The sequence below is a fragment of the Sulfitobacter litoralis genome (genome assembly GCF_900103185.1).
GTDB lineage: Bacteria > Pseudomonadota > Alphaproteobacteria > Rhodobacterales > Rhodobacteraceae > Sulfitobacter > Sulfitobacter litoralis.
The window spans coordinates 1-6,938 of the sequence record NZ_FNJD01000043.1 but is presented as its reverse complement, the minus strand read 5'-3'; the positions used below and the strand labels follow the sequence as shown (position 1 = coordinate 6,938).

Annotated in this window: 8 protein-coding genes; 3 read left to right on the top strand and 5 right to left on the bottom strand. The window is 54.5% G+C overall.

What is annotated here, in order from left to right:
- Positions 1 to 261: integrase core domain-containing protein (locus BLQ98_RS17775; RefSeq protein WP_141135387.1), on the top strand; the 261-nt coding region annotated here is incomplete at its 5' end.
- A 33-nt stretch (positions 262 to 294) separates the two neighbouring features.
- Here the strand turns inward: BLQ98_RS17775 and BLQ98_RS17770 are convergent.
- From BLQ98_RS17770 to BLQ98_RS17750, 5 genes are read right to left on the bottom strand one after another with little or no spacing between them, the layout of a single operon-like run.
- Positions 295 to 1,089 carry an ABC transporter ATP-binding protein gene (locus BLQ98_RS17770; RefSeq protein WP_244148484.1) on the bottom strand — a complete coding sequence of 265 codons (795 nt, stop codon included), beginning with the start codon at positions 1,087 to 1,089 and terminating at the stop codon, positions 295 to 297.
- Entirely contained in the window at positions 1,086 to 2,060 is a 975-nt protein-coding gene (locus BLQ98_RS17765) for an ABC transporter ATP-binding protein (RefSeq protein ID WP_093734521.1), read from the bottom strand. The genes BLQ98_RS17770 and BLQ98_RS17765 overlap by 4 nt, the downstream gene beginning before the upstream one ends.
- A complete protein-coding gene (locus BLQ98_RS17760; RefSeq protein ID WP_093734520.1) occupies positions 2,057 to 2,956 on the bottom strand; it encodes an ABC transporter permease in 900 nt (299 codons plus the stop codon). Before BLQ98_RS17760 ends, BLQ98_RS17765 begins: the two co-directional genes overlap by 4 nt.
- Positions 2,953 to 3,903 (bottom strand): ABC transporter permease, encoded by a 951-nt coding sequence (locus tag BLQ98_RS17755; protein WP_093734519.1) that lies wholly within the window; start codon positions 3,901 to 3,903, stop codon positions 2,953 to 2,955. Before BLQ98_RS17755 ends, BLQ98_RS17760 begins: the two co-directional genes overlap by 4 nt.
- On the bottom strand, positions 3,903 to 5,507 hold the full coding sequence (locus BLQ98_RS17750) for an ABC transporter substrate-binding protein (RefSeq protein ID WP_093734518.1): 1,605 nt from the start codon (positions 5,505 to 5,507) through the stop codon (positions 3,903 to 3,905). The genes BLQ98_RS17755 and BLQ98_RS17750 overlap by 1 nt, the downstream gene beginning before the upstream one ends.
- Positions 5,508 to 5,680: 173 nt before the next feature.
- Here BLQ98_RS17750 and BLQ98_RS17745 point away from each other — a divergent pair, with 173 nt between their 5' ends.
- Positions 5,681 to 6,388: a GntR family transcriptional regulator gene (locus BLQ98_RS17745; protein ID WP_093734517.1), complete on the top strand. Its 708-nt coding sequence runs from the start codon at positions 5,681 to 5,683 to the stop codon at positions 6,386 to 6,388.
- Between the two features lie 271 nt (positions 6,389 to 6,659).
- The coding region (locus BLQ98_RS17740) for a transposase (protein ID WP_208596102.1) at positions 6,660 to 6,938 on the top strand (279 nt) is incomplete at its 3' end.

The following is a 6,938-nucleotide window of genomic DNA, read 5'->3' as shown; positions in this document are numbered from 1 at the left end:
CAAGGCAAAATCGAACGCTGGCACCAGACCATGAAGAACCGGGTTCTGCTGGAAAACTACTACCTGCCAGGCGATCTTGAGCGTCAGATCGGGGCCTTCGTCGAATACTACAACAACCAGCGCTACCACGAGAGCCTGAACAACGTCACGCCAGCCGACGTCTACTTTGGCCGCGACAAAGCCATTCTGAGGGAAAGGGAAAAGATCAAGAAGCAGACAATCCGCCAACGTCGCTTGCAACACCAAAAACAAGCCGCATAATCAACTACACATACGAGCCAGAGCCTCCAATGCTCAAACCGCTCTGATGCCCCATTTTATATGACGACGGACAGTTTCGACGATACGGCCAAGATACATGATCGCGATTTCTTCACAAAGGAAGCTCGCGACGCCAAGGTCGTGCGTAATGAAGATAAGCGTCAGGCCCATGTCTCGCTGTAATGACTGCAACAAAGTTAACAGCTGCGCTTGGGTCGATACGTCGAGCCCTGAAACAGCTTCATCCGCCACAAGCACCGTAGGCTCCGATGCTAATGCGCGTGCGATAGCCACGCGTCGCACCTGTCCTCCTGACAACCCCGATGGATACCGGTCAGCAGCGTCTGCAGGCAATCCGACCCTATCAAGCAGTTGCGCAACACGTGAGGCTTCCTCTTCGCGCGATACGATATTGAAGTGCCGAAGCGGTTCTGCAATGAGCGCGCCAATAGTCATACGAGGGTCGAGTGACCCACGAGCATCTTGATAGACCATCGCAACATCGCGTGCAAAATCGATACCCGTGGCGCGTCCTTCCAGAATGGGTTTACTGTTATAAAGCGCACGCCCACCGCTTGGTCGGTCCAGCCCCAGCAGGACCCGAAGCAGGGTAGACTTACCCGAACCGCTTTCTCCGACGACAGCAAGGGACGTGCCTTTGCGAATATTAAGCCGAACCCCATCCAAAGCACGAAGACCTACTGTTTCGCGGCTGAAAAGGGATCGCCCTGGTTTGGGGACTTCGAACACCTGCTCGACCTCGATTAGTTCGAAGATGGGTTGCTCGGGGACAGTCGCATTGGTTTCGGTTAAGGTTTGCACAGTCATTCGGGGTTCCAACACGCAATATGGTGATCAAGCGAGCCTGTCGCGGTCTGCTGGGCCGGCACAAGGGGGGGCGCTTCGTCCGCGCATCGCGTCACTGCGCGTGGACAGCGCGTGCAAAACCGGCAGCCGTTAGGCATTTGCCCGTGAGACGGCACAGTTCCTTCGGGAACTGGTAAGTCTTTGGTGCCGATTTCGAGCACACAGGATTTTAGTTGCTTAGTGTAAGGATGGCGATGTCGTTCGAGCACATCGCGCGCCGGACCACTTTCGACGACTTGTCCCGCATAGAGCACCGCGATCCTATCACAAGCCTGACTGGCAAGGGCTAGATCATGCAACACAAACACACAACTTGCGCCACGTTCACGGGTCAGGTGCAGGATCAGACGGACAATTTGTGCTTGAATCGTGACATCCAGAGCAGAGGTCGGCTCGTCAGCCAAAAGCAAATCAGGACTACCTGCCAATGCGATAGCAACCATAACCCGCTGCTGCATGCCTCCTGATAATTGGTGCGGGAAGGCAGACATTCTGCCTTCGGGGTCGTTGATCCCGACAGAGGTGAATAGTGTAATCGCTTGTTCTCGGGCGTCTGCCTTTGATAGCCCGTGGATGCGTCGCAAGGTCGTGCTCAGCTGTCGTCCGACTGTGTACGACGGGTTCAGCGCAGTACCCGCGTCCTGAAATATCATAGACAAACGGCGGCCTCGAAGCTTCACCATCTTTCGCTCAGATAGCGTGAGAAGGTCGCCTTCGCCCGCCAAGGTAGCGCTTCCGGTGACCCTCGCGTTTTCAAGCAAGCGCATGATTGCAGTGGCGATAGTCGATTTCCCTGCACCGCTTTCGCCGACCAAAGCCAGTGTCTCTCCCTGACCGAGCGCAAGCGTGACACGATCCAAGATTTTAGCGGCACCTCGGAAGACGGTGAGGTCCTTGATCGACAAGACATGTTTCACGGTCATATCGCTCATGAATCTCTCCGTAATTTAGGATCAAACTCTTCGCGCACCCCGTCGCCGACAATCGACAGGGCGATCAGCAAAAGGGCCAGAGCAAAACCCGGCATCGCAGACATCCAAGGTGCAAAGCTGACAAAATCGCGTCCTTCAGCGATCATGAGGCCCCAGTCAGGTGTCGGGGGCGTGACGCCGATGCCCAAAAAAGACAGCGATGAGGAAACCAGAATGGCCTCTGAAACGCGTATTGTGACCTGAACGGCGAGCGGGAAAATCACGTTTGGCAAAACATGGCGTAGGATCACACGCAGGTATGAAATGGACATCAGTTGCGCAGCTTCGATGAAAAGCTGAACGCGTACCTGCATCACGTCACTGCGCACCGTGCGCGCAAAGGGCCCTATCATGGAAAGGCCAACTGCGATGACGACTTTGTCCACGCCTTGACCAAGGATCGCGATGAATGCGACGGCGAGGATCAGCGACGGCAATGCAAGGATGGCGTCGATCAACCGCATCAGACCCCATTCAGCCCATCCACCCGAAAGGCCTGCGGCGAGCCCGATGATCAGCCCGCCAAGGGCACCAATCATGACAGAGAAAATGCCGATAATGAGCGCATATCGTGCACCGAAGATGACGCGCGACAGGATATCTTGGCCGTAGCTATCTGTGCCCATCCAATGCACCACAGTGGGTGCTTTCATCATGACGTTAAAGTCCTGCTTAACGGGATCGAACGGGGCGACAAAGGGCGCGAAAATCGCGGCCAGCACATAAGCCGCTGCAACAAGCAAAGCTGCGGTGAAGAAAGGCCGCCGAATAAAAACAGATCGACGGGATTTTGCGGCGGGTGAAGGGGTGTCCACAATCGGTACCGCAGCGACGCCCTTGGTCATTTGAACGCTCATTTGCTGGTCCTCAGTCGTGGATCAAGGAAGGGGTAGGACAGATCGACCAACAAGTTGACGCCAATGAACAAAACTGCCGTCATCATTACACCAGCCTGAACCACGAGGTACTCACGCCCCAGAACGGCAGAGGTCAGCATCTGGCCAACGCCAGGAAGGTTGAAAACTGTTTCTGTAAGAACAGTCCCTTGCAGCAGCACACCCAGTTGCAAGCCAAGAATTGTTACGAGCGGCATCGCGATGTTGCGCACACCATGCACCCAAACCACGCGCCAATTGGGTTCACCGCGTGCGCGAGCGGCTGCAATATAAGGTTGCTCCAACACTTCGATCAGTGTCGCGCGGGTAAGGCGGGTGATCATCGCGATGAAATAGGTCGAAAGCGTAAGACCGGGCAGGATCATGTGGTAAATGCCGAGCCAGAAGTTCTCCCACGGCGAGACGTAGCCCATTACCGGAAAGAGTTGAAGCTTCACCGCAAAGAACCAGATCAGCAAGATGCCCAGGAGAAACGAAGGAAATGCCGTGCCTGTCAGGGCAAGTACAGCCGATCCGGCGTCAAATATCGTGTCCTTCTTAATGGCTGATAATACGCCCAAAGGGACACCAACAAGAATTGCAAAAAGAAGAGAAAAGGAGGCGAGGGTCAGCGTGACAGGCAACGCCTCCTTAAAGGCATAGGTGAAAATCTCTGCGCGCGCGACATAGGATGTTCCCCAATCGCCCTGCACAAACTGGATCGCCCAATTCGCGTATTGGACAAGGAATGGTTGATCCAACCCCAGTTCGGCTCTTAGTGAATCGTAGCTCGCTTGAGAGAACTCTGACCCGAGCATGATCTGAATTGGATCGCCCGGTGCCAGCTTCAAAAGTCCGAAGCTGGCGACCGACACGACGAATAGGACAACGAATGTCTGCGCGATTTTCCCCAGTGCCTTAACGAGCATTAGCCAATACTCACAGTGTGTAGATTCACAAGATCAGCCGGAATATATTGGAACCCCTTAACCTTGGTAGAGAACACTTTGTAAATTGGCATGTGGGCCATGACAGCAATGCCGGCTTCGTCCATCAGCAAGTCTTCTGCCTTGTTGTACAAAGCGCGTCGTGCTGCTGGATCCAGTTCGACCTGAGCTTGTGCGCAAAGGTCGTCAAAGTCGGTGTTCACCCAACCGCCAAAGTTCCATGCCCCGTCCGATTTAAATTCGGGATAAAGTGTTTCATCAGGGTCCAGGTCGGCCACCCATTCAAAGTCATAGAGGTCAAAATCGGAGGCGTTGCGGCGCTTGACCCATGTTGCGGGCTCCACAAGTTCCAGCTTCGCCTTGATGCCGATCTCAGCCAACATCGGAGCGACAGTTTGAGCCACTCGTGTCCCAACAGGACCGCGTTCAGCCATCATATAGACGGCTTCGACTTCGCCCTGATTGGCGGCTTTGGCGCGGAAGGACTTGGCCTTTTCCAGATCATACCACTGACCGCGGCCGCTGGACGCAATGTCAGGATCAAAGAAGTCGGTCATCGGAGGCGAAATAGGCGTATACGCTTTCTGCGCACGACCAAAGTACGCCTGTTTCACGAGGGTATCTCGATCCAGAGCCCAAGCAACAGCGCGACGCAGGTTAACGTCGTCAAATGGACCGCGTTTGCAGTTCATCCCGACAAAGGTGTAGTTCCCCTCGATCTCTCCGTACAGGTTCGCATTCGGGAAAGCTTCGACCTGATCGACGAGCTGCATCGGGCAATCGGTCATGCCGTCGATTTGGCCGGACATTAACGCCGCAAGCGCAGTCGAGGCCTCGTTCATCAGAACAAATGTCGCACGCTCAAGCTTTGGCAATCCTGGTTCGAAATAATCGGGGTTTGCTTCCAGTTCGATTGCGTCGTTCTCTTTCCAGGACACAAATTTGAATGGCCCCGTCCCAACGGGATTACGTCCATAGTCGGCACCGTACTTCTGCACGGCAGCGGGACTAACGATCGTGCCCGCACGTCCGGTCGAGCCGTTCAGTGCGACGGGCAAGAAAGCGTATGGTTGAGAGAATGTTAGCTTCACGGTCAGCGGGTCGACAACCTCGATGGTTTCCAACAGCGCCAGTTTCCACGCGTGTGGTGACTTGGGTTCCCCTTCTTTGACACGCAGAAGGGAGAATTTGACAGCTTCGGCATCACAAGGTGTCCCATCGTGGAACTTGACGCCATCGCGCAGCTTGAAGACGTGGACCTTGTCGCCCTCGATATCCCAGCTTTCCGCGAGGTCTGGTTCAAAAGTGACGTTCTTGCCGTCGTAAGCAATCTTGAGAAGACCGTTATGGATATTGTTGATGATCTGTATGGAAGACAGGAAGCCAGTGAAGTGGGGGTCCAGCGTATCAATGACTTTAATGGACGCAATTTTGATGTGACCGCTTTGCTGTGCACGCACAAGAGAAGGTGCGCCAGCGGTTGCAGCTGTTAGAATGCCGGCACCAAGGCCCTTAAGTACTGTTCTACGTCCGAAGCGTGCGGACAGACGTTCGGCAAGAACTTTTTTGTGGTCGATCGGTTTCATATTTTATTATCCCTGTTGGCATTGTCTCCTCCCTTCGTTCGTTTCGGCCGACAAATGCTCGCGCTGGGTTTCCCCCAGTTCGCCCGCCTCACGTCGATTTTGAGGCATTTTTAACCGAACCCTCCCAGTTGCTCGGCGTCATGTGGTTAAAGCTTGCAAGCACATGTATACAAATGGAAGCTAAAAGAGCACAAAACGACGGGATTGGATGGCTGATGATTATTCGTGCAGCAGATTGCATCTTTGAAAGCCTGATAGAGACTATCATGGTCGGCAAATTGGCCGCGGGCGAACCACTTGTCGAAAAGTCACTGGCCGAAAAATTCGGTGTATCGCGCACTCCGGTAAGGGAAGCCTTGCATCGGCTGGCCCAAGCAGGCCTCGCCGAGCGTGGGACCCGGCGCGCCTACTTTGTACGCGAAATGGCACCCGAAGACCTTTCTGAACTATTCGAAGCCACTGGCGAGATAGAGAGCGCTCTTGCCGCTCTTGCGGCCAAACGTATGAGTGAAATCGAGCGCCGTCATCTTATGTTGATTGTTGACAGTGGCGATGCCTGCGACGACCCGACCGCATACAGCGATATCAACAGGCAATTTCACGAGGCTATAAAGTCGGGTGCTCGGAACTCAACACTCGCCTCTACCTTGGACGAGCTCAGCATGCGAACCTTTGCATGGCGGGCTGCCAATTTCCGAGAAGACAGTAGGCGGCTGGCGTCCTCTCGAAGCGAGCATCGTCAGATCGCTGACGCGATACTCAACTTAGATGTAGAAATGACGCGCAGGCTGGTTTGCAGTCACGTCGCGTCTTCATATCTTGTGTCGTCCGACATCCTTGCGCGCCGCAAGAGGGAGCTACCGGTTAAACCGAACGCGTAGAGCCAAGTTTATCCGGCGCGCAATTCTTTATAGTCGAGTAGCTCTGCGCTTCGTTGAATAACATCAGTCAGCCGTCACCTGCTAAGGTAGTGGATAAGCTGATGACGGCAGTTTAATGTGTCGTAAGAGTTTACGACCACTTTTTGATGAACGATCGCGCGAGCTCGTTCACCTCTTCAGGGTGCGACGCGCTCAGAAAATGCTGGCCGAGAGTGTCCGATCTTCTGTGTAACTGCGATCTGGTCCATGCTTCCTGAGAGGAGCAAGGACGATGACCATATCCGAGGAACTGCTGGACGAACTACTGAAGGGCTGCGAGCGGCCTGAAGACCTGCTTGGCGATGCCGGTCTAATGAAAGAGCTCAAGATCAAGCTGATGGAGCGAATGCTCGGTGCTGAGTTGACGTCACATTTGGGCTATGAAGACGGCAAGGATGCCCCGCCTGATCAGACCAACCGTCGCAACGGGTCATCCGCCAAGAGATTGAAGGGGCAAGACGGCGAACTGCCTATCGCTGTGCCACGGGACCGGGACGGTAGCTTCGAACCT